This window comes from Streptomyces sp. HD (genome assembly GCF_028369295.1).
Lineage (GTDB): Bacteria > Actinomycetota > Actinomycetes > Streptomycetales > Streptomycetaceae > Streptomyces.
The window spans coordinates 96,836-123,350 of the sequence record NZ_JAQMYP010000011.1 but is presented as its reverse complement, the minus strand read 5'-3'; the positions used below and the strand labels follow the sequence as shown (position 1 = coordinate 123,350).

General features: G+C 71.1%; 23 protein-coding genes. 7 read left to right on the top strand and 16 right to left on the bottom strand.

Annotated features, from left to right (window positions below; translation table 11 throughout):
- Nucleotides 1–10 precede the first annotated feature (10 nt).
- Nucleotides 11–1,354: a UDP-glucose dehydrogenase family protein gene (locus tag POF73_RS13580; protein WP_272114955.1), complete on the top strand. Its 1,344-nt coding sequence runs from the start codon at nucleotides 11–13 to the stop codon at nucleotides 1,352–1,354.
- Between the two features lie 193 nt (nucleotides 1,355–1,547).
- Here the strand turns inward: POF73_RS13580 and POF73_RS13575 are convergent, their stop codons facing one another.
- Entirely contained in the window at nucleotides 1,548–2,063 is a 516-nt protein-coding gene (locus POF73_RS13575) for a CGNR zinc finger domain-containing protein (RefSeq protein ID WP_272114954.1), read from the bottom strand.
- Nucleotides 2,064–2,191: 128 nt separating this feature from the next.
- Between POF73_RS13575 and POF73_RS13570 the strand changes: the two genes are divergently transcribed.
- The gene (locus POF73_RS13570; protein WP_272114953.1) at nucleotides 2,192–2,551 is read left to right on the top strand and encodes a VOC family protein; all 360 of its coding nucleotides are present in this window, start codon (nucleotides 2,192–2,194) and stop codon (nucleotides 2,549–2,551) included.
- A 68-nt stretch (nucleotides 2,552–2,619) separates the two neighbouring features.
- On the opposite strand, the gene POF73_RS13565 is transcribed toward POF73_RS13570, so the two are convergent.
- From POF73_RS13565 to POF73_RS13555, 3 genes are read right to left on the bottom strand one after another with little or no spacing between them, the layout of a single operon-like run.
- The gene (locus POF73_RS13565) at nucleotides 2,620–3,810 is read right to left on the bottom strand and encodes a dipeptidase (RefSeq protein WP_272114952.1); all 1,191 of its coding nucleotides are present in this window, start codon (nucleotides 3,808–3,810) and stop codon (nucleotides 2,620–2,622) included.
- Nucleotides 3,811–3,815: 5 nt separating this feature from the next.
- Nucleotides 3,816–4,355, bottom strand: a complete 540-nt coding sequence (purE, locus tag POF73_RS13560; RefSeq protein ID WP_272114951.1) for a 5-(carboxyamino)imidazole ribonucleotide mutase — start codon at nucleotides 4,353–4,355, stop codon at nucleotides 3,816–3,818.
- Complete coding sequence (locus POF73_RS13555; protein WP_272114949.1) at nucleotides 4,352–5,491, bottom strand: 5-(carboxyamino)imidazole ribonucleotide synthase; 1,140 nt, start codon at nucleotides 5,489–5,491, stop codon at nucleotides 4,352–4,354. The genes purE and POF73_RS13555 overlap by 4 nt, the downstream gene beginning before the upstream one ends.
- 176 nt (nucleotides 5,492–5,667) lie before the next feature.
- On the opposite strand from POF73_RS13555, the gene POF73_RS13550 reads away from it, so the two are divergent.
- Nucleotides 5,668–6,240, top strand: a complete 573-nt coding sequence (locus tag POF73_RS13550; protein ID WP_272114948.1) for a GtrA family protein — start codon at nucleotides 5,668–5,670, stop codon at nucleotides 6,238–6,240.
- A 241-nt stretch (nucleotides 6,241–6,481) separates the two neighbouring features.
- Here POF73_RS13550 and POF73_RS13545 read toward each other — a convergent pair whose 3' ends face one another.
- A complete protein-coding gene (locus POF73_RS13545; protein ID WP_272114947.1) occupies nucleotides 6,482–7,756 on the bottom strand; it encodes an ATP-binding protein in 1,275 nt (424 codons plus the stop codon).
- 163 nt (nucleotides 7,757–7,919) lie between these two features.
- Nucleotides 7,920–8,597, bottom strand: a complete 678-nt coding sequence (locus tag POF73_RS13540; RefSeq protein ID WP_272114946.1) for a response regulator transcription factor — start codon at nucleotides 8,595–8,597, stop codon at nucleotides 7,920–7,922.
- 480 nt (nucleotides 8,598–9,077) lie between these two features.
- On the opposite strand from POF73_RS13540, the gene POF73_RS13535 reads away from it, so the two are divergent.
- Nucleotides 9,078–10,583 carry a peptide MFS transporter gene (locus POF73_RS13535; protein ID WP_272114945.1) on the top strand — a complete coding sequence of 502 codons (1,506 nt, stop codon included), beginning with the start codon at nucleotides 9,078–9,080 and terminating at the stop codon, nucleotides 10,581–10,583.
- A gap of 80 nt (nucleotides 10,584–10,663) precedes the next feature.
- Here the strand turns inward: POF73_RS13535 and POF73_RS13530 are convergent, their stop codons facing one another.
- The 6 genes from POF73_RS13530 to POF73_RS13505 form a co-directional block, all read right to left on the bottom strand.
- Entirely contained in the window at nucleotides 10,664–11,995 is a 1,332-nt protein-coding gene (locus tag POF73_RS13530) for a hypothetical protein (RefSeq protein ID WP_272115033.1), read from the bottom strand.
- A gap of 80 nt (nucleotides 11,996–12,075) precedes the next feature.
- Nucleotides 12,076–13,173: a hypothetical protein gene (locus POF73_RS13525; RefSeq protein ID WP_272114944.1), complete on the bottom strand. Its 1,098-nt coding sequence runs from the start codon at nucleotides 13,171–13,173 to the stop codon at nucleotides 12,076–12,078.
- Nucleotides 13,170–14,033 carry a hypothetical protein gene (locus tag POF73_RS13520; protein WP_272114943.1) on the bottom strand — a complete coding sequence of 288 codons (864 nt, stop codon included), beginning with the start codon at nucleotides 14,031–14,033 and terminating at the stop codon, nucleotides 13,170–13,172. The genes POF73_RS13525 and POF73_RS13520 overlap by 4 nt, the downstream gene beginning before the upstream one ends.
- Nucleotides 14,034–14,116: 83 nt before the next feature.
- Nucleotides 14,117–14,803 carry an LPXTG cell wall anchor domain-containing protein gene (locus POF73_RS13515; protein WP_272114942.1) on the bottom strand — a complete coding sequence of 229 codons (687 nt, stop codon included), beginning with the start codon at nucleotides 14,801–14,803 and terminating at the stop codon, nucleotides 14,117–14,119.
- A 229-nt stretch (nucleotides 14,804–15,032) separates the two neighbouring features.
- The gene (locus POF73_RS13510) at nucleotides 15,033–15,545 is read right to left on the bottom strand and encodes an ATP-binding protein (RefSeq protein ID WP_272114941.1); all 513 of its coding nucleotides are present in this window, start codon (nucleotides 15,543–15,545) and stop codon (nucleotides 15,033–15,035) included.
- Between the two features lie 249 nt (nucleotides 15,546–15,794).
- A complete protein-coding gene (locus POF73_RS13505) occupies nucleotides 15,795–16,172 on the bottom strand; it encodes an STAS domain-containing protein (protein WP_272114939.1) in 378 nt (125 codons plus the stop codon).
- Between the two features lie 239 nt (nucleotides 16,173–16,411).
- Here POF73_RS13505 and POF73_RS13500 point away from each other — a divergent pair, with 239 nt between their 5' ends.
- Nucleotides 16,412–17,365, top strand: coding sequence for an RNA polymerase sigma factor SigF (locus POF73_RS13500; protein WP_272114938.1), 954 nt, complete (start codon nucleotides 16,412–16,414; stop codon nucleotides 17,363–17,365).
- Nucleotides 17,366–17,603: 238 nt separating this feature from the next.
- Nucleotides 17,604–19,181 carry an RICIN domain-containing protein gene (locus POF73_RS13495; RefSeq protein ID WP_272114937.1) on the top strand — a complete coding sequence of 526 codons (1,578 nt, stop codon included), beginning with the start codon at nucleotides 17,604–17,606 and terminating at the stop codon, nucleotides 19,179–19,181.
- A 43-nt stretch (nucleotides 19,182–19,224) separates the two neighbouring features.
- On the opposite strand, the gene hutI is transcribed toward POF73_RS13495, so the two are convergent.
- The 4 genes from hutI to hutU are packed head-to-tail and all read right to left on the bottom strand — an operon-like array spanning nucleotide 19,225 to nucleotide 24,873.
- The gene (gene hutI, locus POF73_RS13490) at nucleotides 19,225–20,532 is read right to left on the bottom strand and encodes an imidazolonepropionase (protein WP_272114936.1); all 1,308 of its coding nucleotides are present in this window, start codon (nucleotides 20,530–20,532) and stop codon (nucleotides 19,225–19,227) included.
- Nucleotides 20,529–21,890: a formimidoylglutamate deiminase gene (locus POF73_RS13485; RefSeq protein WP_272114934.1), complete on the bottom strand. Its 1,362-nt coding sequence runs from the start codon at nucleotides 21,888–21,890 to the stop codon at nucleotides 20,529–20,531. The genes hutI and POF73_RS13485 overlap by 4 nt, the downstream gene beginning before the upstream one ends.
- Complete coding sequence (locus POF73_RS13480) at nucleotides 21,887–23,212, bottom strand: allantoate amidohydrolase (RefSeq protein ID WP_443049510.1); 1,326 nt, start codon at nucleotides 23,210–23,212, stop codon at nucleotides 21,887–21,889. The genes POF73_RS13485 and POF73_RS13480 overlap by 4 nt, the downstream gene beginning before the upstream one ends.
- The gene (gene hutU / locus POF73_RS13475) at nucleotides 23,209–24,873 is read right to left on the bottom strand and encodes a urocanate hydratase (RefSeq protein WP_272114933.1); all 1,665 of its coding nucleotides are present in this window, start codon (nucleotides 24,871–24,873) and stop codon (nucleotides 23,209–23,211) included. The genes POF73_RS13480 and hutU overlap by 4 nt, the downstream gene beginning before the upstream one ends.
- A 161-nt stretch (nucleotides 24,874–25,034) precedes the next feature.
- Here hutU and POF73_RS13470 point away from each other — a divergent pair, with 161 nt between their 5' ends.
- Nucleotides 25,035–26,429, top strand: coding sequence for a diaminopimelate decarboxylase (locus POF73_RS13470; protein WP_272115031.1), 1,395 nt, complete (start codon nucleotides 25,035–25,037; stop codon nucleotides 26,427–26,429).
- Nucleotides 26,430–26,515: the final 86 nt, after the last annotated feature.

Here is a 26,515-nt window from a genome sequence, read left to right as displayed (position 1 = left end):
TGGAGTACCCATGGCCCTCAAGATCACCGTGATCGGCACCGGCTATCTCGGCGCCACACACGCCGCGGCCATGGCCGAGCTCGGGTTCGAGGTGCTCGGGCTCGATGTCGTCGAAGAGAAGATCGAGATGCTGCGGCGGGGCGAGGTCCCCATGTACGAGCCGGGGCTGGAGGATCTGCTCCGCAAGCACGTGGCGGGGATCGAGGGTTCCAGCGGGCGGCTCCGGTTCACCACCGACTACGCCGAGGTCGGAGAGTTCGGCGATGTGCACTTCGTGTGCGTGAACACCCCGCAGCGGCACGGCGAGTACGCCTGCGACATGTCGTACGTCGACGCCGCCTTCGCCTCGCTGGCCCCGCATCTGAAGGACGCCGCCCTCGTCGTCGGCAAGTCCACCGTCCCCGTCGGCTCCGCCGACCGCCTCGCCGCCTACCTCGCCGAGCACGCGCCGGCCGGCGAGGGCGCCGAGCTGGCCTGGAACCCGGAGTTCCTGCGCGAGGGCTTCGCCGTGGACGACACGCTGCACCCGGACCGGATCGTGGTCGGCGTGGGCAGCGAGCGGGCCGAGAAGCTGCTGCGCGAGGTGTACGCGACGCCGGTCGCCGGGGGCTCCCCCTTCGTCGTCACCGACTTCCCCACCGCCGAGCTGGTGAAGACGTCCGCCAACTCCTTCCTCGCCACCAAGATCTCCTTCATCAACGCGATGGCCGAGGTCTGCGAGGCCGCCGGCGGCGATGTCGCCAAGCTCGCGGAGGCCATCGGGCACGACGACCGGATCGGCAAGAAGTTCCTGCGGGCCGGCATCGGCTTCGGCGGCGGCTGTCTGCCCAAGGACATCCGCGCCTTCATGGCCCGCGCCGGCGAGCTGGGCGCCGACCAGGCGCTGACCTTCCTGCGCGAGATCGACTCGATCAACATGCGCCAGCGCGGTCAGATGGTCGAGCTCGCCCGGGAGGCGCTGGGCGGCGGGCCCTTCCTGGGCAAGCGGGTCGCGGTGCTCGGCGCCACCTTCAAGCCCGACTCGGACGACGTACGGGACTCGCCCGCGCTGAACGTCGCCGGGCAGATCCATCTCCAGGGCGGCCAGGTCACGGTGTACGACCCCAAGGGCATGGACAACGCCCGCCGGCTGTTCCCGACCCTCGGCTACGCCGACAGCGCGCTGGACGCGGTGCGGGGCGCCGACGTCGTCCTGCATCTGACCGAGTGGCGGGAGTTCCGCGAGCTGGACGCGGCGGCGCTCGGCGAGGTCACGGCGGCCCGGGTGATCCTGGACGGGCGCAACGCCCTCGACCCGGAGGTGTGGCGCAAGGCCGGGTGGAGCTATCGGGCGATGGGGCGGCCGACGGCCTGAGAGACAGGCGACGCCGTTTCGGCCGAGGCTCAGTCGGCCGAAACGGCGCCCTTCGCATTCTGCCGCACACCGCCGCAACACGCCGAATGAATCTTCAACAACCTTTCGGAATGGCTCACTTGGTGCTGCCCGGCTTCGCTCACGTCGCGCCGCCCGGCTTCGCTCACGTCGCCTTGCCGGGCTTCGCTGTGGCTCACTTCGCGCGGTAGCGCCGCATCTTCGCCCGCGCCCCGCACACCTGCATCGAGCACCAGCGACCGCGCCCCGCCGGGCTGCGGTCGTAGTACGCCCAGTGGCAGTCGGCCGCCTCGCAGGCCTTGAGCCGATGCCAGGTGCCCTCGACCAGGGCGTGGGCGATGGCCGCCGCCACCCGGGAGAGCAGCGGTCCCTCCCCCGCCGACGCGAGGGCGGCCGGGGCCAGGGTCGCCGAGCCGTCGGCGGGGTCGACCGCGACCACCAGCGGGCTCGCCGTCAGCAGCTCCCCCAGCGGCGTCACCGCGCGGTGCGGCGGATGCCCGGCGTGGGCGAGCAGGGCCACCCTCAGGGACTCCCGCAGCTCCCGCGCCCGCGGCAGATCCTCCTCGGCCAGCCCGAAGTGCGCCCGCCCCTCCGCCGTGTCCAGCGAGTCGGCGCCCGACTCGATGTCCAGCGTGTTGACCAGGGACTGGATCAGCTCCAGTCCTCCGGGCGCGGGCGATCTCTCACTCATGGCTGCACGCTATCTCTCCCTCGGCCGGCGTTTACTCCCTTGCGACGTTACCTCCTATGCGGGAGCATGAGGTAACTGCGTTACCTGTAAAGGCAAGACACAGGTAACAATCCTTCAAGGAGGAAGTCATGGCCATCGCCGAACTGGGCGTCGTCGTCCTGGACTGTCCCGAGCCCCGCGCACTCGCCGACTTCTACGCCGGTGTGCTCGGCGGCAGCGTCGAGGGCGAGGGGGACTGGGTGGACCTGAAGCTGCCGGGCGGGCGGTCGCTGGCGTTCCAGGCCGCCACCGGCTTCGTACCGCCGAAATGGCCCGCGCCCGATCACTCGCAGCAGTTCCATCTGGACCTGACCGTGACGGACCTGGACGCGGCCGAGGCGGGGGTGCTGGCGCTGGGGGCGAAGCCGCTGGACGCCGAGGACCGCTCGCGGAGTTTCCGGGTCTACGCGGATCCTGCGGGGCATCCGTTCTGCCTGTGCGCCTGCTGATGATGCGGCTGCCCGTGCGGGCTGGGGGCGGAGGGACCGGCCGCACCGGTCGCCCCCGCCCTCGGTGATCAGCCGTCCAGTGCCTCGATGGTCGCGTTGGACGGGCCCCGCGTCGTCCGGAGGTCGCGGGCGACGTCCTCTGCCGCGCCGAGCACTCGTACCGCGTTCTGCCAGGTCAGCTTGGCCAGGTCGGGCTTGGACCAGCCGCGGTCCAGGAGTTCGGCGATGAGGTTGGGGTAGCCGGAGACGTCGTTCAGGCCTTCGGGGGTGAAGGCGGTGCCGTCGTAGTCGCCGCCGATGCCGAGGTGGTCGACGCCGACGACCTCGCGCATGTGGTCCAGGTGGTCGGCGACCGTGGAGACCGTGGCGATCGGGCGCGGGTTGGTCTCCTCGAAGGCGCGGTGCACCTTCATCGCCTCGGCGGTGGTGTCGAGGTGGTGGAAGCCGTGGGCGCGCATGTTGTCGTCGGCCGCGACCGTCCAGTCGACCGCCGCCTGGAGGACGAACTTCGGCACGAAGGTCACCATCGCGATGCCGCCGTTGCCGGGGAGGCGTTCCAGGACGTCGTCCGGGATGTTGCGCGGGTGGTCGCAGACCGCGCGGGAGGACGAGTGGGAGAAGATCACCGGCGCGGTGGAGGTGTCGAGCGCGTCGCGCATCGTCGACGGCGCCACGTGCGAGAGGTCGACCAGCATGCCCTCGCGGTTCATCTCCCGCACGACCTCGCGGCCGAAGGCCGACAGGCCGCCCACCCCGGGGTCGTCCGTCGCCGAGTCCGCCCACGCGATGTTGTCGTTGTGGGTGAGGGTCATGTAGCGGACGCCGAGCGCGTACAGCGCGCGCAGGGTGGCCAGTGAGTCGGCGATCGAGTGGCCGCCCTCCGCGCCCATCAGCGATGCGATACGGCCCTCGGCGCGGGCGGCCTCCATGTCCGCCGCCGTCAGCGCCGGGCGCAGGTCCTGCGGATAGCGCGCCAGCAACTGCCGTACGCAGTCGATCTGTTCGAGGGTCGCGCTGACCGCCCTGTCGCCGGCGTAGTCGGAGCGGACGTACACCGACCAGAACTGCGCGCCCACGCCGCCCTCGCGCAGGCGGGGGATGTCGGTGTGCAGATGGGCGCCCTGGTGACCGGCGATGTCACGGGCGTCGAGGTCGTAGCGGACCTGTTCGCGCAGGGCCCACGGGAGGTCGTTGTGGCCGTCGACGACCGGGAACTCGCGCAGGAGTTCCCGGGCCGCCGCCAACGCGGCGGAGGTCATCGCCGTCACTTCCCCGCGCCGAAGCCGAAGCCGCCCGCGCCCTCGACCTTGGCCCGCAGCCGCTTGCCCTTCTCGGTGGCCTGGTCGTTCAGGTCCTGCTGGAACTCGCGCATACGGCCGAGGAGTTCGTCGTCCTGGGTGGCCAGGATGCGGGCGGCGAGCAGGCCCGCGTTGCGCGCACCGGCGACCGAGACCGTGGCGACCGGGACGCCGGCCGGCATCTGGACGATCGACAGCAGGGAGTCCATGCCGTCGAGGTACTTCAGCGGGACGGGCACGCCGATGACCGGGAGGGGGGTGACGGAGGCGAGCATGCCCGGGAGGTGGGCGGCACCGCCCGCCCCCGCGATGATCACCTTCAGTCCGCGCTCGGCCGCCTGCTCGCCGTACGTGACCATCTCGCGCGGCATACGGTGCGCGGAGACGACGTCGACCTCGTAGTCGATCTCGAACTCGTCGAGGGCCTGGGCGGCGGCCTCCATGACGGGCCAGTCGGAGTCCGAGCCCATCACGATGCCCACGACGGGGCCGGCAGACGTACTCATTCGGTGATCGTGCCTCTCAGGTAGCCGGCAGCGTGACGGGCGCGCTCCAGCACGTCGTCCAGGTCGTCGCCGTAGGTGTTGACGTGACCGACCTTGCGGCCGGGCTTCACGTCCTTGCCGTACATGTGGATCTTGAGCTGGGGGTCGCGGGCCATGCAGTGCAGGTACGCGGAGTACATGTCCGGGTAGTCGCCGCCGAGGACGTTGACCATGACCGTCCACCTGGCGCGCGGGCGCGGGTCGCCGAGGGGGAGGTCCAGGACGGCCCGGACGTGGTTGGCGAACTGCGAGGTGATGGCGCCGTCCTGGGTCCAGTGGCCCGAGTTGTGGGGGCGCATCGCGAGCTCGTTGACGAGGATGCGCCCGTCGCGGGTCTCGAACAGCTCCACGGCGAGGTGGCCCACGACGCCGAGTTCCTTGGCGATGGTCAGGGCCATCTCCTCGGCCTTGAGGGCGAGGGCTCCGTCCAGGTCGGGGGCGGGCGCGACGACCGTGTCGCAGACGCCGTTGACCTGCTGCGACTCCACGACCGGGTACGCCACTGCCTGACCGTGCGGGGAGCGGACGACGTTCGCCGCGAGTTCCCGTACGTAGTCGACCTTCTCCTCGGCGAGGACCGGGACGCCGGCGCGGAACGGGTCGGCGGCCTCCTCCGCGGAGTCCACGACCCAGACGCCCTTGCCGTCGTAGCCGCCGCGGACCGTCTTGAGGACGACCGGGAAGCCGTCGCCCTCCTCCGCGAAGGCGACCACGTCCTCCGGGTCGGTCACGATGCGGTGCCGTGGGCAGGGCACGCCGATCGCGTCGAGCTTCGCGCGCATCACGCCCTTGTCCTGGGCGTGCACCAGCGCGTCCGGGCCCGGGCGCACGGGGATGCCGTCCGCCTCCAGGGCCCTGAGGTGCTCTGTGGGTACATGTTCGTGATCGAAGGTGATCACATCGCAGCCCCTCGCGAAGTCGCGCAGCGTGTCGAGGTCGCGATAGTCGCCGATGACGACATCGCTGACGACCTGCGCCGCGGAATCCTGAGGGGTGTCACTGAGGAGCTTGAACCTGATGCCCAGCGGGATGCCTGACTCGTGCGTCATACGCGCGAGCTGGCCCCCGCCGACCATGCCGACTACCGGGAACGTCACGCCCCTAGGGTATCGGCCGGGCCGACGCGACCCTCTTACCGGACTTTTCCCGGCCTCTTCCCCGACCTATGAGCTCGCGCACAGGCAATCGCCGAGGGGGGTGGTTAGCATGGCTGGGTTGACGAAACAGAACGACACATCGACCGACACATCGACCGACAGGAGCCTTCACGACCATGGGACGTGGTTCCTCGGGGCTTCATGCGGCGCCTCCGGTGTCTCGCAGCGCTCTTCGACAGCGACTCGACCGGCTGGTACGGGAGGTCGCCAAGTTCGGGGCGGTGGGCGGGGCCGGGGTTCTGGTCAACTTCCTCGTGTTCAACCTGGTGCGGCATGTGACCGACCTCCAGGTCGTGCGGTCGAGCGTGATCGCGACGGCGGTCGCGACCCTGACCAACTACATCGGGTACCGCTACTTCACGTACCGCGATCGTGACAAGAGCCGCCGTACGAAGGAACTGGGCCTGTTCCTGCTGTTCAGCGTGGTCGGCCTGGTGATCGAGAACGGCGTGCTGTACGCGGCGACGTACGGCTTCGGGTGGGACAGCCCACTCCAGAGCAACGTCTTCAAGTTCCTCGGCATCGGGATCGCGACGCTGTTCCGGTTCTGGTCGTACCGGACGTGGGTGTTCCGCGCGCTGCCTTCCGAAGAGCCGGCGGTTGCCGGTGTTGCGGACGGTGCGGAATCGTTCCTGGACGTGCGAACGGCCGCGCCTGCCAAGCCTCGGGTTCGGCAGCGGGTGGGCTGACCGGGGCTTTCCTCGCCCCCACCGCCCCTACCCGTCCCATCCTCCAGGGGCGCTGCCCCTTCGACCCCGGCCCTTCTGAGGGCTGCCGCCCCCAGACCCCCGCTCCGGCCCCTGAAGGGCCTTGTCCTCAAACGCCGGACGGGCTGAAGGAATGGACAGGCGTCGAGAGACGGCCGTCCTGTTCTCGAACGCCGGACGGGCTGAAAGAAAAGAAGCGGAGCCCGGTGCTGCATGCTGCCTCTTACCTGACCGTCGGCCCCGAATCCTCCGTCGGCTTCTTCGCCGGGGGTGTGCGGGACAGGAACAGGGCGATGACCGGGGGGTTCGTCTGGAGCATTTCCAGGCGGCCGCCGTCGGCCTCGGCCAGGTCCCGGGCCACCGCGAGGCCGATGCCCGTGGAGTTGCGGCCGCTGATGGCGCGCTCGAAGATACGGGCGCCGAGGTCGGCCGGGATGCCGGGGCCCTCGTCGGTGACCTCGATGACCGCCTGGTTGCCGGTGACGCGGGTACGCAGCGCCACGGTGCCGCCGCCGTGCATGAGGGAGTTCTCGATCAGGGCCGCCAGCACCTGGGCCACCGCGCCCGGCGTTCCCACCGCCTGCAGGTGCCGCTTGCCCGAGCTGACGATCGCCCTGCCCGCGCTGCGGTACGCCGGGCGCCACTCCGCCAGCTGCTGCTGGATGACCTCGTCGAGGTCGAAGGTGACGGCGGAGCCGTTGCGGGGGTCGCGGGAGTTGGTCAGCAGGCGTTCCACCACGTCCGTCAGGCGCTCCACCTGCGTCAGGGCGATGGTCGCCTCCTCCTTCACCGTGTCGGGATCGTCGGTGAGGGTGATCTCCTCCAGGCGCATCGAGAGCGCCGTGAGGGGAGTGCGGAGCTGGTGCGAGGCGTCCGCGGCAAGGCGGCGTTCCGCCGTCAGCATGCGGCCGATGCGGTCGGCCGAGGAGTCCAGTACGTCCGCCACCCGGTCCAGCTCCGGGACGCCGTAGCGCTTGTGCCGGGGACGCGGGTCGCCCGAGCCCAGTCGTTCCGCGGTCTCCGCGAGGTCGGTCAGCGGCGAGGCCAGCCGGTTCGCCTGACGGACCGCGAGCAGGACCGCCGCGATCACCGCGAGCAGCGCCACCGCCCCGATGATCAGCAACGTACGGCCGACCTCCCGCGTCACCGACGACCGCGGCTCCTGCACGGTGACCGTCTCGCCCTCCTCGCCCGTCTCACGGGCGCTGATGACCTCACCGGTGGGCTTGGTGCCCACCTCGATCACCGACTTGCCCGGGATCCGGATCTCGGCGTACCGGTCCCCCTGGATCTGGTCCCGCAGCACGGACGCGTCGACGGTCTCCTCCCCGAGCAGCCGGCTGTCCACGATGCTGACCAGCCGGACCGCCTCGGTGTCCACCCGCTCCTGCGCGGTGTTGGTGATCGTCCGCGTCTCGACGATGACGAGCGACACACCGAACACGGCGATCACGACGAGCACGACAGCGAGGGTCGATTGGATGAGGCGGCGACGCACGGTGTGATCCTTCGAGCGAGAACTTCACGACGCCCAGCAGGGCAACGCCCCAAAAGGGGCGCGAGGCTGTATCGATCCGCGGCTCCGCCGCGTGGGCGCGACCAGCCCACGACGGCCCGCAGTCGCGCGGAGCGGCACGGCCCGAACGGCGATGAGGCGCTGCTCAGCTCTTCTCGAACCGGAAACCCACACCCCGCACCGTGGCGATGTACCGAGGGTTCGCCGCGTCATCGCCCAGCTTCTTCCGCAGCCACGAGATATGCATGTCGAGCGTCTTGGTCGACGACCACCACGTCGTGTCCCAGACCTCCCGCATCAGCTGATCCCGGGTGACCACCCGCCCGGCGTCCCGCACCAGCACCCGCAGCAGGTCGAACTCCTTTGCGGTGAGCTGGAGTTCCTCGTCCCCCATCCACGCCCGGTGCGACTCGACGTCGATCCGCACCCCGTGCGTGGCGGGCGGCTGCTGCGGCTCCGCCGCCCCGCGCCGGAGCAGCGCCCGCACCCGGGCGAGCAGCTCGGCGAGCCGGAACGGCTTGGTGACGTAGTCGTCCGCGCCCGCGTCCAGACCGACGACGGTGTCCACCTCGTCGGCGCGCGCGGTCAGGATGAGGACCGGCACGGTGTGGCCGTCGGCACGCAGTCGGCGGGCCACCTCCAGGCCGTCCATGCCGGGGAGACCGAGGTCCAGCACGACCAGGTCGATCCCGCCCTGCAGTCCGGCGTCGAGTGCGGTGGGTCCGTCCTCCCGCACCTCGACCTCGTACCCTTCCCGGCGCAGTGCGCGGGCCAGCGGCTCCGAAATGGACGCGTCGTCCTCGGCGAGCAGTACACGGGTCATGAGCTGATGGTAGTCCGCCCATGACAAGAGCTGGAGTGTGATCGGACTCCTTGATTCTTACTCGCCGCCGACCCGTGCCTTACTTTCGACCGCGTGGTGCAGACCTATGCGTAGAAGGTGCGATCCTGGAAAGGACCTTGGAAAGGTCAGCCGCGGTTCCCTGGACACCTGTGATCCCGGTCTCAAGTCCTTCCATATCCGGCCCTTTCCTGACGTATGGTGAATCTACGCCTGTAGCACTGCGGGACCTTCGGCAGCATTTGACGCTGAAGGTCTCTTTTGTGCCTGGAATGACCTGTGGCCGGGCCCTCAAGGACGGGGGCGTGGATCCCGGTGACCGCCGTCCGCCGCTTCGTGACCCGGAGCGGAACTCCCCGTGGGCGTGGGGTGGTAGGGCGGGCGGGTCCCGCCGGTATCGGCCAGCCCCCCACCGGGCGCGTCACCGCTCACGCATACGCGTCCCGACCAACAAGGATCACCATGGCGTCCAGCCTGACGAAGGACTCGGCCCGCCCGGGCACCCCCGGCTCCGAGAAGACCTTCTTCGGCCACCCCCGCGGCCTGGCCACTCTCTTCATGACCGAGATGTGGGAGCGTTTCTCCTACTACGGCATGAAGGCCCTGCTCCCGCTGTATCTGGTGGCCGACAACGGCCTGAACCTCAGCGGTCCGACGGCGATCACCATCGCCTCGGTGTACGTGTCGCTCGTCTACCTGCTGGCACTGCCCGGCGGCTGGGTCGCGGACCGCTTCCTCGGCCCCCGCAAGACGGTGGCCGTGGCCGGCCTGGTCATCATGCTCGGCCATCTGACCCTGGCCCTGCCGTCGGCAGGCGTGTTCTACGTGGGCCTCGCCCTCGTGGCGATCGGCTCGGGTCTGCTGAAGGCCAACATCTCCACGATGGTCGGCCACCTCTACGACGGCCCGAACGACGCGCGCCGCGACGGTGCCTTCACCGTCTTCTACATCGGTATCAACACCGGTGCCTTCGCCGCGCCGCTGATCATCGGCACCGTCGGCGAGAAGGTCAACTGGCACCTCGGCTTCGCGCTGGCCGCGCTCGGCATGGCGCTGGGTCTGGCCCAGTTCCTGCTCGGCACCCGCCACCTGAGCGAGCGCAGCGACATCGTCCCGACCCCGATGGACGCCGACGAGAAGCGCAGCACCCTGCGCAAGGGCCTGCTGTGGCTGGCCGCCCCCGTGGTCTTCTACTCCGTCGTCGGCCTCTCCGGCCACTTCACGCAGAACTGGGCCATGATCCCGCTCACGGTCATCGGTCTGATCGTGCCGATCTGGGTCATCGGCCGTATCAAGCGGGACAAGGAGCTGAGCTCCGTCGAGCAGTCGCGGATGTCGGCGTACATCTACTTCTTCATCGCGGCGGCCGTCTTCTGGATGATCTACGACCAGGGCGCCACGACCCTGTCGATCTTCGCCGACGCCTCGGCGAACAACTCGGTCTTCGGCTGGGAGTTCCCGGTCTCCTGGTACCAGTCGGTCAACCCGGTCCTGATCATGGCCATCGCGCCGGTCTTCGCCTGGCTGTGGGTGTGGCTGAACCGGCGCGGCAAGGAGCCGAGCACGGTCGTGAAGTTCGCCTCCGGTCTCCTTCTGATCGGTGCGTCCTTCTTCGTGTTCCTCATCCCGCTGTCGATCGCCGAGGGCGGCGAGAAGGCCGCGGCGATGTGGATCGTGGCGATCTACTTCGTCCAGACGCTGGGTGAGCTGACGCTGTCTCCGGTGGGCCTGTCGGTCACCTCGAAGATGGCGCCGACGAAGTACGCCTCCCAGATGATGGGTGTCTGGTTCCTCGCGGTCACCGCGGGTGACTCCATCACGGCGCTGCTGTCCAACCCGGCCGTCGGCGGCGTCAACCTCGACCAGAAGAACTTCGTCGCCGTCGAGGCCGTCCTGGCCGTCATCGCCGGTCTCGCGGTGTGGATGTACCGCAAGAAGGTCAAGTCCCTCATGGGTGACGTCCACTAGACGTCCGTCCTGAGCCGACGGAGGCCGTCGCACCCGGGTGGGTGTGACGGCCTCCGTGTTTCCCGGCGCCCCGGAGTCCGCTAGCGCACCCTGCGTCCGGGCATGAACGTGAACACCGCGCCGCCCAGCAGCAGGGCCGTGCCGGCCACCAGCCCCAGCGCCTTCAAGGTGCCGTGGTCCTCCGCACCCGTCGCCGCCAGGCCCCCGTCCGTGGCCGAGCCGCCGGCGGAACCTCCCGCAGAACCGCCGGCCGACCCGCCGCCGGACGCCCCGCTCGCCTGCTCGGACGTGTCCAGCGTCAACGAGACCTCCGTCTTCGCCGGTGTGCAGGTCGTCGTCGTACCCAGCGCCTCGATGGTCAGGACACCCGGGGAGAGGGTCGACTCACCGCTCGCGCCCGGCTTGTACGTGCCCGTGAGGTCGGGGATCTCGATCGGGTCACCCGCCTTGATGGCCTCGGAGTTGGTCGGGCCCTCGACATGGACCGTGCCCTTGTCGGCGCCGCCCAGGGCGACCTCCATCGACGGCTTGACGGAGTCCTTGGGGATGTCGGCGGGGCTGTCCATCACCGACTTCTTGAACTGGACCGTCAGGTCGAAGCTCCCACCGTCCTTCTTGGCGTTGATCTGGACCGGCGAGGTCGCCTCCTTGTCCCCGATGGGCGTCTTGCACTTGTACGGGACCTGGACCTCCTTGCCCGTGAAGTCGGTCTGGCCGCCGTCCCCGCCGCCGGTGCCCGTACCGCCGGTGTCCCCGCCGCCCGGCTCGCTCTCACTCGGCGCCGGGCTCGAAGGGCTCGACGTTCCCGTCGGCAGTCCCGTGGGCAGATCGGTCGGCACACCCGTCGGCAGCGTCGGGACCACCGTGGGCAGCCCGCCCGTCGTCCCGCCCGGGCCACCGCCCCCGTCCGTCACCTTGATCGTGGCCGCCTTCTGCACGGCCTCCTTCGGCGTGCACTTGGTGTCCGTGGAGATCGGCTTGTTGACGTTGATGTTGTACGCGCCGGGCGTCAGGGACACCTCGCCCGGTGCCGTCAGCTTCAGCTTGCCCTTCATGTCGGACAGCTTCATCTCGCTGTTCTTGGGGATCGGCGGGTTCTGCCGCGGCCCCTCCATGGCGATGTCGGCCGTCTGCGCGCCGGCCGCCTTCAACGTCCCCGTCGGCTGGACCGTGTCCTGGCCGAGGTCGAGGATATTGGGGTTCTTGGACGCCGCCTGGACGAACTTCCAGACGATCTCCACCTCGTCGCCGACCTTCGCCTCCGCGGGCGCGGTGATCTCCACCTTCGTCGTGCCCTGGACCGGCGGCAGCCCGGAGATCGCGGGCGGGACGCACTCGGTCGCGTACGCCACCTCGGCCGCCTGCGCGGGCGCGGCCGCCACGCCGAGCAGGACGGCCGCGCCGCCGAGCATCAGGGCGGCCCCCGCGGCGCTCGCTCTGCGGGGGCCGCCGGGGCTCCGGGGCCCGGCCGGTGTGACTCTCCTTCGCATGCTCACGTGGATCCCTTCCTGGTCGGAGTCGTGGGACTCGTCGGGCTGTCGTCGTGCGGTGCGGAGAGCCGACCGGCCGTGCCCGGGTCGTTGTCCGGGGTGAACCACGGCAGGGTCGAGGGAGGGGAGGGGAGGGCGTGCCTCGCCTCCTCCCGGGGCTTCAACCCCGGGATGCGCAGGGCCAGTTCGGGCAGCCGGAGGCCGCGGCGCCGGGCGGCCTTGCGGGGCCGTACCCGGTCCACCACCGCCATCCCGACGCGGAACAGCGCCGCCGGTACGACCAGGCAGACCAGGACCCAGAACAGCGTCACGCCCCAGGGCCGGCCCACGCCCCAGGGCTGTTCGGCCATCACCTTGCCGCCGTACTTCAGGGAGACGGTGTAGCCGCCGTGCGCCCCGGCGGCGAGTTCCACCGGCAGTTCGATCCGCGCCTTCTTACCGGGCTGGATGGTGCCGCGCCACTGCTGTTCCTCCCACTGCGGGGCGAACACGCCGTGGGAGGTGCCGACTTGGAAGACCGGGTTCCTGACGGGTGACGTACCGACGTTGCCGACCGTGAACACCAGCGTCCGGGACGGCGGTGCGCCGAACCAGGTCAGCAGGCCGCCGGCGCCGTCCAGCCGGGTGTCCGTGAGGACCGACAGCCGCCCGCCGGCCGGCTCGGCGGGCAGCGGCTCGACGGCGTGTCCGGCCACCTGGAAGATCGCGTCGGCCTCGCCCTTCGCCCCGGTCACCGTCGCGACATGCACCACGCACGGGCACGGCACCGGCGGCTCGGCCACCGGCAGCTTCCGGCTGAACCGCCCCTCGGCGTCCGTCGTCACGGCCCTGCCGTCGGCGTTGGCACAGGAGTTGGTGCCACCGGTCACGCCGGAGGACGGCACCGACTGGCCGCAGATCAGGATCATCAGCAGTGCGCGCGCCCGCCAGCCGCTGCCGGTCACGGTGATCGACCCGCCCGTCCCCGCCTGCGACTTGGACAGCTTCACGGCCGGCTGACCGTCGGCCGCCGACGCTCCCACGGCCGCCATCGGCAGCAACAGCAGCGCCAGTACCGCCACCAGCGCCGGCCACGCCGGGATCCGTACCCTGCCGCTCACGTCCCCGCTCCCGTCAACTCGGCTTCCGTGTGGAGCTGTTGCTCTTCGACCGCTTCACCACCGCCGTCGTACGGCCTACGGCGCCTTCGATGTCGTACGGCGAAGAAGGCCCCCACCGCCGCCACGCACCCCGCGACCCCGGCCACCGCGCCCCACGGCACGAACCGTGCCGACGCCTCCGCCGTGTCGCTCGCGCCGCCCGCCGCCGTCACCGTCAGCCGGACGTCGACCACGTCGAGCGCGGGGCGGTCGGGCCACGGCTCGGTGAGCCTGGTGCGGCTGCCCGGGGGCAGGCCGACGGGGAGGGTGCGTGGGGTGCGGTCGAGGAGACGGCCGAGGACGCCGTCGGCGCGGACCGCAAGGCTCGGGGTGAGGGGGGTCGTACCCCTGTTGACCAGCTCGTACGTGATGCCGTCGGCGCGTATCGCGACGTGCTCGACGGTCAGCGCGGACAGCTGCGGGCCGGTGACGCGAAGCCGGAGGGGGACGGTCCTGGCGCGGCCCCCGGTGTCGCGGGCGACGATCTCGGCGGAACGGTCGCCGGGGGACGTGCCCGTCGGGACGGTCACCGTGAAGGGCACCTCGGCACGGGTGCGGGCCGGGATCCGCACCCGGCTCGCGGCGAAGGCGATCGGCACGCCGGTGCCGGTCAGCCGCACGGTGACCGGCCCGGCGCCGCGGTTCGTCACGGACACCGTGTCCCGCTGGACCGTGCCGGGCTCGCCCTCGGTGTAGAAGGACGGGCGCCCGCCGCCGGAGGGCGTGACGGACCAGGTCTCGGTGGCGGCCGCAGTGGGGGCGGCCGCCAGCAGGAGCGGAAGCAGCAGAGGCAGACACAGGACACGGGCGGCTGACGACATCGGCGGCTCCCGTCAAGGAGGTGCGGCGCGAAGCGCCTCGCTGAGGGGCGGTGGTCGGGCGACGGGCGGGCATACAGAGGAGTTCAGCGGCGTACCGTCCGCCTCCTCCGGGTCAGCCACAGCGTGCCCGCCGCGCCCGCCAGCAGGACCGTGCCGCCAAGCGTGCCCAGGGCGATCGCCGAGTCCTCGGGGCCGGTCTGCGGGAGTTCGGAGCCGGAGCCGGAACCGCTCTGGGGTCCGCTGTCGGCCCCGCCGCCGCCCGCCGCCGTCACGTCGAGGCTCAGTGACGGTCCGGGGTTGTTGGTCGGTGTGCAGGTGGTGGTCGTACCGAGGGCCTTGATGGTGAGGGTGCCCGCCGTGAAGGTGACCTTGCCGGTCTTCTTCGGGGTGTAGGTGCCCGTCAAGTCACTGATCTTGATGGGGGTGTTGGCGGGAATCGCCTCCTGGTTGGCCGGGCCGGTCACGTTCACGATGCCGCTGTCGGCACCGCCCAGCTTGATGGTGGCGCTCGGGTTCATCGCGCCCTTGCCCAGCTCGACCGGGCTGGAGGAGACGCCCTTCTGCCACGACATGGTGACCTTGTAGCCGCTGCCGCTCTTGACGCCCTTGATGTCGATCGGCGAGACGGCGCTCTTGTCGCCGATGGGCGTCTTGCAGGCGTAGTTGACGTCGACGACTTCGGCCCGGGCCGCGGGGGCGGCCATCAACACCGCCGAGCCGGCCAGGGCCGCGGCGGTCGCGAGCGCGGCGGTTCGCTTCTGCTTCGACACGGTCCCCTCATTCCTGACGGCACATCAGATCGGGCCGTCAAGGTACGCCCGGGGACTTGAGGAAGGAAGACACGGTGCACGCCGGAGTTGTGTCGATCCGGCGCGCAAGAGAGGGGGTTCGAGTGGAGAGCGACCCCCGGGGGGTGACCCCGGGTAACCCGAGGCGGCGCCTACACCGGGGATCCCCGGCGGAAGCGGAAACGAATCTTCCGTACCGGCGTGCGCGCCCCTACGCCGGGGCGCCCAGCTCAGCCCACACGGTCTTGCCCGCGATACCCGGCGCCCTGACGACACCCCAGTCCAGACACAGCCGCTGCACGATGAACATGCCGTGACCGCCGGGGCGGCCCGCGCGATGCGGGGTGCGGGGTGCGGGCTGGCCGGTGCCCTTGTCGGAGACCTCGATCCGGATCACCTTGTTGTCCCAGGCGATCAGCATCTCGTCCGGCCCCTCGGCATGCAGACAGGCGTTGGTGACCAGCTCGGAGACGACGAGCAGCACATCCTCGGCCGCGGCCCGCTGGTCGGCGGTGGCCGCGGGCAGCCAGCCCCACGCGTACAGCGCCTGCCGGGCGAAGTCGCGGGCGAGCGGGACGACCCCGCTCTGGCCAGCGAAGTCGAGCCGACGGACCCGAGGCCCCGCCGACGGCTCGACGGACGACTCGGTCCCCTCGGACGCCCCGGAAGCGCCGCTGGGCTCAGGGCCGCGGTCGCCCGGCGAGAAGGGCCGGGTGGTGCTCATCAGCGCTTCACCTCACCGATTCACCGATTCACCAGTTCAACGTTCAACACGATTCAGAAGTAAGTACGCAGAGTCAGTACGCCCGCACACAAGTCCTTGCCTGATACGTCGGTCACAGTCCCCCACCCCCTCGGTGGCGGACCTCACAGCCGACAGGTTCAGGGTGTCTCCTGCCCGACCGGACCGAGGGAACACCCCCGTATTCGGCACAAATGATGTGACGTCCGATGCAGTGCCGGACGCGAGGGGTCAACCGGAGCCGTCGGCCAGGGCATCGTCGAGCGAGTCGTGGACCGTGAAGACCGCGGAAGCCCCCGTGATCTCGAACACACGCGCAACGGCGGGCAGCATGCCCGCGAGATGCACCCCGCCACCGGCGGCCTCCGCCTTCAGGCGCGCCCCGAGCAGCACGTTCAGCCCCGTGGAGTCACAGAACTCAAGCCGCGAGCAGTCGACGACCAGTCGGCTGAAGCCCTTGTCCAGGCAGTCGTCGAGTGGCTCACGCAACAAATCGGCGGTGTGGTGATCCAACTCACCCGCCGGGGTCACGACGGCACTGGAGCCCTCTTCCCGCACCTCGACCAGAAGTCGGCCAGACTGTGCGCTGCCGACCGTCCCGCGGTCCATGCCGTGTCTCACTCCCGACGTCGTGGCTGCTGACTCACGCTCTCGAACACTACGCCCTCCCTACGCCCTCCAACACCCGAACATCCACCCAGAAACGGACATTTCGGAACAGAGAGCACTTGCGGTGGACTCGGGAAACCGGGTAGGGCTAGTAGAGACACGTAACCGACTCGGCCGGCTTTGGAGGCGCCGCACACCGCAGTGCACGCACAGGCTTCGGCAGCCATATGCCGAGAACGATGGAGGACATCATGTCACCCCGGCTCGACGCCTCGCATACCCAGAACGCGACGTCGGCACCCCGACCGGAACATCTGGATCCCATCGCGCAGAGCAGCGACGTACACCCCGAACCGGACCTCGGTCAGGAGTTCGGACAGGACGACGTACTCGCCGGGCTTCCGGACATCCCGCCGTACGACGAGGTGGGGCCGGTGGACGCGCGGGCCCTGTCCAAGACCCTCTTCGAGCGGCTGGAGTCGCTGGAGGAAGGGACCCACGAATACTCGTACGTCCGCAACACCCTCGTCGAACTCAACCTCGCCCTGGTCAAGTTCGCCGCCTCCCGCTTCCGCTCGCGCAGCGAGCCGATGGAGGACATCATCCAGGTCGGCACCATCGGCCTGATCAAGGCGATCGACCGCTTCGAGCTCAGCCGTGGCGTGGAGTTCCCCACCTTCGCGATGCCGACCATCGTCGGCGAGATCAAGCGCTTCTTCCGCGACACCTCGTGGTCGGTGCGGGTACCGCGCCGGCTCCAGGAGCTCCGGCTCGACCTGGCCAAGGCCGGTGACGAGCTGGCCCAGAAGCTGGACCGCGCCCCGACGGTGGCGGAACTGGCCGAGCGGCTCGGGCTGACCAACGACGAGGTCGTCGAGGGCATGGCCGCGTCGAACGCGTACACCGCCTCGTCGCTGGACGCCCAGCCCGAGGAGGACGACGCCGAGGGCGCGCTGGCCGACCGGATCGGCTACGAGGACCACGGCATCGAAGGCATCGAGTACGTCGAGTCGTTGAAGCCGCTCATCGCCGAACTGCCGCCCCGGGACCGGAAGATCCTCTCCCTGAGGTTCGTCGCGGGCATGACCCAGTCGGAGATCGGCGACGAACTCGGCATCTCGCAGATGCATGTGTCGCGGCTGTTGTCCCGGACACTGGTCCGGCTCCGGAAGGGGCTGACGGTCGAGGAATGACCGGCCGAACAATGGCCGGCCCAGAAACAGCCGGCCGAGGAGCAGCCGCTCCCTCGCGCTGACGTGCACTGTGCCCGGTGCCCCGCCGAACCTGTCGGCAGGGCACCGGGCACAGTGCGTTCACGGGTTACCCACAGAAACCCTTTCCCCAAAGCTCCCGTTCCTTCACTATGAGCCGTCATACCCGCCGGTAAGCCAGAACTCCGGACGGGTCGCAAGGCTGCGAGGAGGCAGGCGGATGGCTCGGGCCGGTGACGGTGGGGACCTTGGTCATGGGATCCACGCGGGCGCGTCCGACGCACGGCTCACCGAGTTGTTGCGCGCCGACACGGCCACCGCGTACACGGCGCTCCAGGAACTGCGCGCCCGCCATCATGCGCCCGTGCTCACCTACGCGCGCGTGTGCACCCCGAACGACTCGATGGCACGGCAGCTGGCGGCCCAGGCGTTCACGCTCGCGGCCCGCCAGGCCGCGCGCGGCATCGATCACGGTCTGCCCTGGCGGCACCAACTCCTGCTGCTGACCGCCCGTCTGGCGGGGACCTGGGCCATGGACGAGCGGGCGGCGGGCCTGGACGCGGGGCTACTGCTCGTCCTGAACACGGCCGGCCCCGCCGGTCCGGTCCCGCCCATGCTCACGGCGTTCCAGACGCTGCCGTCCCGCACCCAGGGCCTGATCTGGTACGGAGTCGTGGAGCGGGAGCCGGTGGAACGCACCGCCGGTCTCCTCGGCCTCACACGCGCGGACGTCACGTACGGCATCACCCCGGCGCTCCAGCAGCTGGCCCGCGCCTGTCTGCGCGCCCGCCTCGCCGCATCCGACGGCCCCGACTGCCCCGACTTCGGCCGCCTCATCGAGGAGTCGGTACGGCCGGACAGTCCCCGCGGCAGCGCCGACCTGCACGCTCACATGGTGCACTGCCCGCACTGCACGACGGCGTACGAGGAGCTGTCGGCCCTGCGGGACTCCCCGCGCACGGCGCTGGCGGAGGGGCTGCTGCCGTGGGGCGGAACGTCGTACGCGGCGGGTGGCGCGGGCGAGCGGGAGGGCGCCGGCCGGGCCGCGGAGCGGGGTTGGCAGCAGCAGGGCTGGCCCCCGGACCGCCGGCGGGTCGTGCTGGTGTCGGCGGCGCTCGGAGTGGCGATGCTGCCGCTGGTGCTCTTCCTGGTGGCGCAGGGCGGTTCGTCGTCGCCGTCGCAGGATCCGGTGGGCTCGGCCGGCAGTCCGGTGAGTGTGCCGCAGGTGACGGTGACGACCACGGTGTCGGCGAGCCCGTCGGCTTCGCCGACCGCCACCAAGTCGCCCTCACCCAAGCCTTCCGCCAAACCTTCCACCAAGCGTCCGGCTCCGTCGAAGACGGCCCGCCCGAAGCCACCGCCCTCCCCCAAGCCGTCCGCGACACACCCGCCGAACGGCTCGTACGCCCAGGTCGTGAACGTCGAGACGCGACTGTGCCTGGACGTGGGCGGCGCCTTCTTCAACGGCACCGACGTGGTCACGGCTCCCTGCAACTCGTCCCGGACGCAGCGCTGGCGGGTCGACTCCGATCGCGGGGTGCTGCAGTCGGCCGCCGATCCCGACTTCTGCCTGGACAGCCGGGGTTCGACGGACCGGGGCGTCGGGATCTGGACCTGTGACTCGGTCTACGGGTCCAACGGGCGGAACCTGAGGTTCGTGGTGGACGGCGACGGGGCGATCCGGCCCTCGATCGCGCTGGAGCGGGCGGTGACGCCGGACGGGGGCGCCGGGGACGGGCTTTCGCTGGAGCCGCTGTACGGGGACGCGCTTCAGCTGTGGCAGGCGGGGGCCTCCTGATCGGGCCCCCGGCCGGTGGGCCGCTGCCCGAGGCCCCTCCCGCTCAGGCCTCGCGCACGCCCCGCCGCCAGACCTCGCTGACCAGCGGCACGCCCGGCCGGTACGCCAGGTGCACATGGCTCGGGGCGTCGAGGAGGATCAGGTCCGCGCGGGCGCCCGGGGTGAGGCGGCCGATGTCGTCGCGACGGAGGGCCGCGGCGCCGCCCGCCGTGGCGGACCAGAGCGCCTCGTCCGGGGTCATCCCCATGTCCCGCACCGCCAGCGCGATGCAGAACGGGACGGAGGAGGTGAAGGACGAGCCCGGGTTGCAGTCGGTGGAGAGGGCCACGGTGACGCCCGCGTCGAGCAGGCGGCGGGCGTTCGGCCACTGGGCGCGGGTGGAGAACTCGGCGCCGGGGAGCAGGGTGGCGACCGTACGGCCGCCTGCGAGGGCGTCGACGTCCGCGTCGGTGAGGTGGGTGCAGTGGTCGGCGCTGGCCGCGTCGAGTTCGACGGCCAGCTGGACGCCGGGGCCGTAGGTGAGCTGGTTGGCGTGGACGCGGGGGTGCAGGCCCTTGGCCTTGCCGGCGGTGAGGATCGCGCGGGCCTGGTCGCCGTCGAAGGCGCCCTTCTCGCAGAAGACGTCGACCCAACGGGCGTACGGCGCACAGGCGTCGAGCATCTCGCCGGTGACGAGGGCGACGTAGCCGGCCGGGTCGTCGGCGAAGTCCGGCGGGACGATGTGGGCGCCGAGGTAGGTGACCTCGGCGGTGTGGGCGGTGGCGATGCGCAGGGCGCGGGCCTCGTCCTCGACGGTCAGGCCGTAGCCGGACTTGGTCTCGAAGGTGGTGGTGCCCTGGCGGAGGGCCTCGGCGAGGTAGTGGGTGAGGTTGGCTTCCAGTTCCTCGTCGCTCGCCGCCCGCGTGGCCGCGACCGTGGTGCGGATGCCGCCCGCGCTGTACGGCCGCCCCGACATCCGGGCGTTGAACTCCTGCGTCCGGTCGCCCGCGAAGACGAGGTGGGAGTGGGAGTCCACGAAGCCGGGGACGACCGCCCGGCCGCCTGCGTCGACCCGATTGTCAGTGGCGGGTGCTTTGCTTTGATCACCGGTCCACGCGACGCGGTCGCCTTCGATGACGACGGCCGCGTCCTGGATCAGTCCGAGGGGGGAATTGTCACCGAGGGAGGGGTCGTTGGTGACCAGGGCGGCGATGTTGGTGATGAGCGTGCTTGCGGTGCTCGCGGAGTGGGCGGGGCTGACGGTCGTCGCGTTGCTCATGGCGTCCTTGGTTGCCTGGTCGGCGGTGGGGTCGGGTTCGGGGACGGAGACAGGGACGGAGGCGGGCCGCGCGGGTGGGCGGCCCGGAGTCATCCGCGCAGGGCTTCGACGGCGTCCGCGAGGGCCCTCGGCACATTCGGTACGAGGGTGTGGACCCCGTCCCGTACGACGTGCCGACCTGCCACGACCGTATGCGACACGTCTGCTGCCGACGCGGCGAATACGGCCGTCTCGGCCCCGAGCCGCGGAAGCGGCCCTGCCGTCCTGACCGAGTCGAGCGCGATCGTCGTGAAGTCGGCGCGGGCGCCTGGCTCCAGGGTGCCGGCGTCGTCCCAGCCGAGGGCGGCGTGTCCGTCGGCCGAGGCGGCCCGCAGCAGAGCGGCGGCGGTCCAGTGGCCCCGGGTGCGGGTGCGCAGCCGCTCGTTGAGCTCCATCGCGCGCGCCTCTTCGAGCAAGTCGATGACGGCGTGGCTGTCGGAACCGAGGGACAGCGGGGAGCCCTCGTTCTGCAGGGCGACGGCGGGTCCGATGCCGTCCGCGAGGTCCCGCTCGGTGGTCGGGCACATACAGGTGCCGGTGCCGCTGCCGCCGATGAGGGAGACGTCCTCGGCGGTGAGGTGGGTGTTGTGGACGCCGGTGGTGCGCGGTCCGAGGACACCGTGCAGGGCGAGGAGCTGGGTCGGGGTGCAGCCGTGGACCTCCAGGCACGCCTCGTTCTCGGCGGTCTGCTCGGACAGGTGCACATGGAGCGGGGCCCGCCGCTCCTCGGCCCACCGCGCCACGGTCTCCAACTGGTCGGCGGGCACGGCCCGTACGGAGTGGATCGCCGCTCCGATCCGTGCGTGATCCCGTTCCTTGAGAACTGAACAGCGTTCGGCCCAGGTGTCGGCGTCGCCGTCGGAGAAGCGGAGCTGGTGGGTGTTGGGCGGCTGTCCGAAGCCGGAGGACAGGTAGGCGGTGTCGAGGAGGGTGATGCGGATGCCGGCGTCCGCGGCGGCCGCGATGAGGGCCTCGCCCATCGCGTTGGGGTCGGCGTACGGGGTACCGCCCGGGGCGTGGTGGACGTAGTGGAACTCGCCGACCGCGGTGATCCCGGCCAGCGCCATCTCGGCGTACACGGCGCGGGCGAGGGCGTGGTAGGTCTCCGGGGTGAGCCGGGCGGCCGTGGCGTACATGGTCTCGCGCCAGGTCCAGAAGGTGCCGGAGCCGACCTGGACGGTGCCGCGCAGGGCGCGGTGGAAGGCGTGCGAGTGGGCGTTGGCCAGGCCGGGGAGCGTCAGTCCGCGCAGGACCTCGGCGCCGGGCGGCGGGGCGGGGACGTCCGTGCGGACGGCGGTGATGCGGCCGTCCGCCTCCGCGGCGGAGCCGCTGGTGGACACGGTCAGGGCCACACCCGGCTCGACGTGGGTGTCGAGCCAGGCGTGCTCCAGCCAGTAGGTCTTCGATGTCACCTGCGGGCCAGCCCTTCCAGTACGTCGGCGAGTGCGAGGACCCCGGCCACGCAGTCGTCCTCGGCGGCGAACTCGGCCGGGGAGTGCGAGACGCCCGTGGGGTTGCGTACGAACAGCATGGCCGTCGGGATGGTCCCGGACAGGATTCCGGCGTCGTGTCCGGCACCGGTACCCAGGACGGGGACGGTGATGTCGGTGTCCTTGCCCAGGATGCGGCCCAGTTCGTCGCGCAGGGCGTGGTCGAACTCGACGACGGGCGTGAAGGACTCCCGGACGACGTCGAGGTCGATGCCGTGGGCCGCCGCGTACTCCCGGGCGGCCTTCTCGATGCCGCCGACCACACGGTCGAGGCTCGCCTGGTCCTCGGCCCGGGAGTCGAGCCAGCCGCGCACCAGGGAGGGGATGGCGTTGACACCGTTGGGCTCGACGGCGATCTTGCCGAAGGTGGCCACGGCACCGGCGAGTTCGGCCTCCCGGCGGGCGGCGAGCACCGTCTCGGCGTACGACAGCATGGGGTCGCGCCGGTCCACGAGCCGGGTGGTCCCCGCATGGTTGGCCTCGCCCCGGAAGTCGAACCGCCACCGGCCGTGCGGCCAGATGGCGCTGGCGATGCCGACCCGGTCGCCGGACAGGTCGAGGGCCCGGCCCTGCTCGACGTGCAGTTCTACGAAGGCACCGATGCGGGCGAGCCGTTCCGGGTCGGCGCCGATGGTCTCGGGGTCGTACCCGGCGGCCTCCATGGCCCGGGGCAGGCTGACCCCGTCCCCGTCGGTCAGCCGGTGGGCGTTCTCCACGGTGAGCTGCCCGGCGGTGAGCCGCGACCCGACACAGGCGAGCCCGAACCGGGCGCCCTCCTCGTCGCCGAAGTTGACGATGGCGAGGGGCTTGGCGAGCTCCACGCCCCTGCCGCGCAGTTCGTCGAGCGCGGCGAAGGAGGAGACGACGCCCAGGGGCCCGTCGAAGGCGCCCCCGTCCGGAACGGAGTCGAGATGCGACCCGGTGACGACGGCGTCCCCGGCTGCGGGGTCGCCGAGCCAGGCCCACTGGTTGCCGTTGCGGTCGACCTCGTAGGTGAGCCCGCGTGCCTCGGCCTGGTCCTTGAACCAGGCCCGGCAGTCGAGGTCGACACCGGTCCAGGCGAAGCGCCGGTAGCCGTGGGAGGCGGGGTGCCTGCCGATGGGAAGCAGCTCGCGCCACATCTCGTGGAAGGAGGCGCCGCCGGGCTGGGATCGGGCGAAGGTGGGCACAGCCGAACCCGCGCCCGGCGACGAATCCCCGGTCCTCACCGGAGAGTTGCCGTGCCCGCCCGAGTACTGAGTCACGCGTCGTCACCTTCACGCATCGGGACCCGCACGCCGCGCTCGTCGGCGACCGACTCCGCGATGTCGTACCCCGCGTCCACGTGCCGGATGACGCCCATGCCGGGGTCGTTCGTCAGCACGCGGCGGATCTTCTCGCCGCCCAGCTTCGTGCCATCGGCCACGGTCACCTGGCCGGCGTGGATGGAGCGGCCCATGCCGACGCCGCCGCCGTGGTGGAGGGACACCCAGGAGGCGCCGGAGGCCACGTTCACCATGGCGTTCAGCAGGGGCCAGTCGGCGATCGCGTCCGAGCCGTCGAGCATGGCCTCGGTCTCACGGTAGGGGGAGGCCACCGAACCGCAGTCCAGGTGGTCGCGCCCGATGGCCAGCGGTGCGGCCAGCTCGCCGCTCGCCACCATGTCGTTGAAGCGCTCGCCGGCCTTGTCCCGCTCGCCGTAGCCGAGCCAGCAGATGCGCGCGGGCAGGCCCTGGAAGTGGACCCGCTCGCCGGCCATCTTGATCCAGCGGGCGAGGGACTCGTTCTCCGGGAAGAGGTCGAGGATCGCCTTGTCGGTCTTGGCGATGTCGGCCGGGTCGCCCGAGAGGGCCGCCCAGCGGAAGGGGCCCTTGCCCTCGCAGAACAGGGGGCGGATGTAGGCGGGGACGAAGCCGGGGAAGGCGAACGCCCGGTCGTAACCGGCGAGTTGGGCCTCGCCGCGGATGGAGTTGCCGTAGTCGAAGACCTCGGCGCCGGCGTCCATGAAGCCGACCATGGCCTCGACGTGCCTGGCCATCGCCTCGCGGGCCCTGGTGGTGAAGCCCGCCGGGTCCTTGGCGGCGGCGTCGGCCATGTCCTCGAAGGCGATGCCGAGCGGCAGGTAGGCCAGCGGGTCGTGGGCCGAGGTCTGGTCGGTGACGATGTCGATGGGCGCACCCATGGCGAGGAGCTGCGGGACCAGCTCGGCGGCGTTGCCGAGGACGCCGATGGACAGCGGGCGGCGGGCGTCGCGGGCCTCGGTGGCGAGCTGGAGGGCGTGGTCGAGCGAGTCGGCCTTCACGTCCAGGTAGCGGTGCTCGATGCGGCGCTCGATGGCGCGCGGGTCGCAGTCGATGCAGATCGCGACACCGTCGTTCATGGTCACGGCGAGCGGCTGGGCGCCGCCCATGCCGCCGAGACCGGCGGTGAGGGTGATCGTCCCGGCGAGGGTGCCGTTGAACTTCTTCGCGGCGACGGCGGCGAAGGTCTCGTAGGTGCCCTGGAGGATGCCCTGGGTGCCGATGTAGATCCAGGAGCCGGCCGTCATCTGGCCGTACATGGTCAGGCCCAGCTGCTCCAGGCGGCGGAACTCCTCCCAGTTGGCCCAGTCGCCGACGAGGTTGGAGTTGGCGATGAGGACGCGCGGGGCCCATTCGTGGGTCTGCATGACGCCGACGGGGCGGCCGGACTGGACGAGCATCGTCTCGTCCTGCTTGAGGCCCCGCAGCGTGCGCACCATGGCGTCGAAGGAGCGCCAGTCGCGGGCCGCCTTGCCGGTGCCGCCGTAGACGACGAGCTTGTCGGGGTGCTCGGCGACCTCGGGGTCGAGGTTGTTCTGCAGCATCCGCAGGGCGGCTTCCTGCTGCCATCCCAGGGCACTCAGTTCCGTACCGCGCGGCGCTCGGACGGGGCGGGGTCCTGACATGGTCTGCCTCCCAGCGGACTGTGACTGCGAACTGTCGGGGATGGAACTGTTGAGACGGATATTCACATCCTGACTGTCTGAATAGAACTAGTCAATACATCGGTGAGGCAGCGCGGGCGCGTCACGGGTGTTTGGCTGGATGCATGGGCTCGTACAACGGCATGACGGGGGATGTTGTGGGCAACGAATTGGCGATCCCGGCGCATGACGCCGACCGGGCGGCGCGGCGGGACGAAGCGGTGCGGGCGGCCGTGGAGCAGGGGCTGCTCGGGCCCGACTCCCCCATCGTCGGCCTGCTGGACGTCACCGGCATCCGGGAGTCGGCGGCGGCGCTGCGGGCGGCGTTCGAGGCGGTGGCGGCGCCGGGGACGCCCGTGCTGCACGCCTTCGCGGTGAAGGCGACCCCGCTGGTGCCGGTGCTGCGACTACTGCGCGAGGAGGGCATCGGGGCGGAGGTGGCGAGCCCGGGCGAGCTGGCGCTGGCACGGGCGGCGGGGCTGCGTCCGGAGATGACGGTGCTGGACTCGCCGGCCAAGACCCCGGCCGAGCTGCGGGAGGCGCTGGCGCTGGGCATCGCCGTCAACGCGGACAACCCGCAGGAGCTGGACCGTATCGACGCTCTGGTGAGGTCGGCCACGAGTCGCTCGCCGCTCGGGATCCGGGTGAACCCGCAGGTCGGCGGGGGTTCCATCGAGGCGACGTCCACGGCGACGGCGACGTCGAAGTTCGGGGTGGCGCTGCGGGACGAGGGGGCGCGGGAATGGGTCGTGCGGGCGTATCAGGACCGGCCGTGGCTGACCCGGCTGCATGCGCACACCGGCTCGCAGGGCATCCCGCTGTCACTGATGACGCAGGGGGTCGCGGAGACGTACGCCCTCGCCGAGGAGATCAACCGGCGGATCGGGCGGCGGCAGATCGACACGCTCGACATCGGCGGCGGGCTGCCGGTCAATTTCGCCTCGGACGCCACCGCGCCGACGTACGCGCAGTACGCGCGGCTGCTGAGCGAGGCGGTGCCGGGGCTGTTCGACGGCCGCTACGGGCTGGTCACGGAGTTCGGCCGGTCGCTGCTGGCCAAGCACGGCACGGTCGTGGCGCGGGTCGAGTACGCCAAGAGCGCGGGCGGGCGGCCGGTGGCGATCACGCACGCGGGGGTGCAGGTGGCGACGCGGACGGTGTACGCGCCGGGGAGCTGGCCGCTGCGGATCGCGGCGTACGACGGCAAGGGGCGCCCGAAGGAGGGGCCGGCCGTGGTGCAGGACGTGGCGGGGCCGGCCTGCTTCTCGGGCGACCTGCTGGCCGAGGGGTGCGCGCTGCCGCTGCTGGAGCAGGGGGACTTCGCGGCGGCGGCGGACACGGGGGCGTACTACTTCGCGCACCACTACGCCTACAACTCCCTCGCCCGGCCGGGCATCTACGGCTTCGCGTCCGACGACGCCGGGGGCATGACCTTCGCGACCGTGCGTGAGCCGCAGTCGCTCGACGAGATCGTGGCCGAATCAGGAGGGGCGCACGCCACTTCACTCACCACCCTGCCCGCGCCGAAGCGCCGTTGACGAAGACCGACGCCGGGCAGTAGGCCATACGCGATCAACTGGCTCGAAAACGGGCTCAGTTGACCCACCCTAGTCACTCCGCGCAT

Bases quoted from the DNA above. Each gene is read 5' to 3' on its own strand.
- POF73_RS13470 (WP_272115031.1), top strand. From the start codon at position 25,035: ATGACGGGGGATGTTGTGGGCAACGAATTGGCGATCCCGGCGCATGAC.
- POF73_RS13550 (WP_272114948.1), top strand. From the start codon at position 5,668: ATGGGACGTGGTTCCTCGGGGCTTCATGCGGCGCCTCCGGTGTCTCGC.
- POF73_RS13580 (WP_272114955.1), top strand. From the start codon at position 11: ATGGCCCTCAAGATCACCGTGATCGGCACCGGCTATCTCGGCGCCACA.
- POF73_RS13510 (WP_272114941.1), bottom strand. From the start codon at position 15,545: ATGAGCACCACCCGGCCCTTCTCGCCGGGCGACCGCGGCCCTGAGCCC.
- POF73_RS13530 (WP_272115033.1), bottom strand. From the start codon at position 11,995: ATGCTCGGCGGCGCGGCCGTCCTGCTCGGCGTGGCGGCCGCGCCCGCG.
- POF73_RS13540 (WP_272114946.1), bottom strand. From the start codon at position 8,597: ATGACCCGTGTACTGCTCGCCGAGGACGACGCGTCCATTTCGGAGCCG.
- POF73_RS13495 (WP_272114937.1), top strand. From the start codon at position 17,604: ATGGCTCGGGCCGGTGACGGTGGGGACCTTGGTCATGGGATCCACGCG.
- POF73_RS13575 (WP_272114954.1), bottom strand. From the start codon at position 2,063: ATGAGTGAGAGATCGCCCGCGCCCGGAGGACTGGAGCTGATCCAGTCC.
- POF73_RS13565 (WP_272114952.1), bottom strand. From the start codon at position 3,810: ATGACCTCCGCCGCGTTGGCGGCGGCCCGGGAACTCCTGCGCGAGTTC.
- POF73_RS13505 (WP_272114939.1), bottom strand. From the start codon at position 16,172: ATGGACCGCGGGACGGTCGGCAGCGCACAGTCTGGCCGACTTCTGGTC.
- purE (WP_272114951.1), bottom strand. From the start codon at position 4,355: ATGAGTACGTCTGCCGGCCCCGTCGTGGGCATCGTGATGGGCTCGGAC.
- POF73_RS13570 (WP_272114953.1), top strand. From the start codon at position 2,192: ATGGCCATCGCCGAACTGGGCGTCGTCGTCCTGGACTGTCCCGAGCCC.
- hutU (WP_272114933.1), bottom strand. From the start codon at position 24,873: ATGTCAGGACCCCGCCCCGTCCGAGCGCCGCGCGGTACGGAACTGAGT.
- hutI (WP_272114936.1), bottom strand. From the start codon at position 20,532: ATGACTCCGGGCCGCCCACCCGCGCGGCCCGCCTCCGTCCCTGTCTCC.
- POF73_RS13520 (WP_272114943.1), bottom strand. From the start codon at position 14,033: ATGTCGTCAGCCGCCCGTGTCCTGTGTCTGCCTCTGCTGCTTCCGCTC.
- POF73_RS13535 (WP_272114945.1), top strand. From the start codon at position 9,078: ATGGCGTCCAGCCTGACGAAGGACTCGGCCCGCCCGGGCACCCCCGGC.
- POF73_RS13500 (WP_272114938.1), top strand. From the start codon at position 16,412: ATGGAGGACATCATGTCACCCCGGCTCGACGCCTCGCATACCCAGAAC.